The sequence below is a fragment of the Pontibacter toksunensis genome, assembly GCF_042686245.1.
GTDB classification, from domain to species: domain Bacteria; phylum Bacteroidota; class Bacteroidia; order Cytophagales; family Hymenobacteraceae; genus Pontibacter; species Pontibacter toksunensis.
In genome coordinates this window covers 1-2,023 of the sequence record NZ_JBHUOX010000077.1, presented here as the reverse complement: position 1 = coordinate 2,023, position 2,023 = coordinate 1, and the positions used below count along the sequence as shown (strand labels likewise).

The following is a 2,023-nucleotide window of genomic DNA, read 5'->3' as shown; positions in this document are numbered from 1 at the left end:
TACGGCTGGTCAAGGGGCTTTCGCTGAACCTGGGCGGGTACTACGCCATACAGCGGGACCAGCTGAACATCATCAAGGGGACGGTCTCTGACCAGGACCTGCTGACCAGGCGGCGCCAGCTAGACTCTAACTATGACTTCTACTTCAACTTCGGGGTTCGCTACAGGTTCGGCTCGCTGTTCAACAACGTCGTAAACCCATGCTTCGACGGTGGCGGAGGAATGATATTCTACAACTAAGCAAAGGCAGCCTGTCTTATAGCTGGATACCATTAACCGTGGAAGTAAAAAGACGAGAGGGTTTGACCAGGCGGGTTAGCCTTAACAGTAAGCACTGCTAACCCTTTGCCTGCACATGCAAGCTCTCACCTTTGGTACAGTAAGGTGGCATACATGCCGATGCTCTTCACATCAAGCAAACCAGATTTGCGTATCCGCCAGGGACCCATGTCCGCTGGGCGGTAATAGGTGATTTGCCCTTTGGGGGTTGTGGCAAAGGCCATGAGCGAGCTGCTGTTAAGCCTGGTGGTCTCCGACAGCCACTCGATGGCAAAGGCAAAGTCATCTTCCACCGTGATGTTGTGCTGCTCCAGGTCCACCGTTATCCAGCCTGTGTGGTGCGGCTCAATCCGGATAATGGCTGGTTTGGAAAGGAGGCCCCGGTAAGGAAGATTATATTTAATGGAGTAAAGCTTGACTCCTACCCTGATGGGTGCGTTACCTGAGCCGGCCAGGCCAAAGGAAACGCTTTGCACCACGGCCTGTTTCCTTCTCACTTTAATCCGGGTGCCTATCTCCTGTCCAGCTCCCCTTGCTTTAATTGTGTCTGAAGGGTCGAATTTGTAATGAAAAGGAGTGCCTTCGTCTATGTGGTATCCCACCCGCTGCGCTTTCCACTTCTGGGCCTTTGCAGTTACCTCAACCTCTTTCAGGCTCCTGTGCTTTGGATCCAGATAAAGCCTTACACCACCCGAGCCTGCTCTTTCCAGCAAACTTGCTAACTTGAATTCACAAGAGGTGTAGCCCAGGGAAGAAGCCTTGACGGAATGCACCTTGTCTTCCGGGTGCAACAACAGCGTGAAATACCCTTCACCGTTGGCTTGTACATGGTGCTCCTTCCCCACCACTGAAACCGAGGCAAAAGGTATGGGCGTGTTCGTCGCTTTGTCCAGGACGGTGCCTTTGATGCTTATTTCATCATCCTGAAACAGTATGGTTTTCAATGGGTGGTTCAACAGCATAACCTGTTTAATGCAGGTTGGTGTCAGCACAAACAGCATCAAACAGTTAAAGGCCAACAGGTTTCTAATCTCAATTAGCTCTGGAAGGGAAGGGTATATTCGTTTCGTTAGCTGCATTTCGTGACAAAAGGGCTTTAGCAAAGACAGCAATTCCACATCTTATTTCTGACCCAAATCTTCATCAATTGGTTGCTTTTCCGCTGCAACATGTTGTACCACCTTTTTTAGGGCGGGTCACTTTTGTAGCTGTATCAAAATAAGTGGAAATATTGAAATGAAGGGGAGGTTGAACTAAAAAGCTGAATTGGCCAAAGGTGTAGAAGAGCTGTTCTATAAAGTCAGTTATTTAAAATAGGGCTATCTCAAGCCAGTCTGCCGCGACCATCTGCCCGTTTCACCGGATAGGGAATCAAATCCCAAATCTGGTCCCGCTGCTCATGGTCAACTCCACGAACAGCTAACAAACAAGCTCAAACCCTAATTCCTATTTTTAAGAAAGCTTCTAGTCTCTTCCAAGGTAGGGAACACTTACACCTGTTGTTTTGCCACCTACACATGTATTTTAAGTATTGGCACCTTTTTATTAAAAATAAAATGACTTAAATACAATTTAAAACCGTATAATACATAATGTTCTTGCTGGATAGCACTGAAGCGCAAATAGCTATCATCTTGATTATACAGGATTTTAGAATTTAGCTCCTATTAGATAGCTGTTCAAAACCACCACTCCATTTCACACCTCCCTTACTTCCTGTGAAAGCTTACATTCTAAGTGCTTCC

The 2,023-nt window shown here is 47.3% G+C and carries 1 protein-coding gene and 1 pseudogene; one reads left to right on the top strand and one right to left on the bottom strand.

What is annotated here, in order from left to right:
- Window positions 1–239 (top strand): annotated as a pseudogene (locus ACFS7Z_RS27135) (hypothetical protein); the annotation flags it as partial.
- A gap of 125 nt (window positions 240–364) precedes the next feature.
- Here the strand turns inward: ACFS7Z_RS27135 and ACFS7Z_RS27130 are convergent.
- Complete coding sequence (locus tag ACFS7Z_RS27130) at window positions 365–1,357, bottom strand: carboxypeptidase-like regulatory domain-containing protein (RefSeq protein WP_377492586.1); 993 nt, start codon at window positions 1,355–1,357, stop codon at window positions 365–367.
- Window positions 1,358–2,023: the final 666 nt, after the last annotated feature.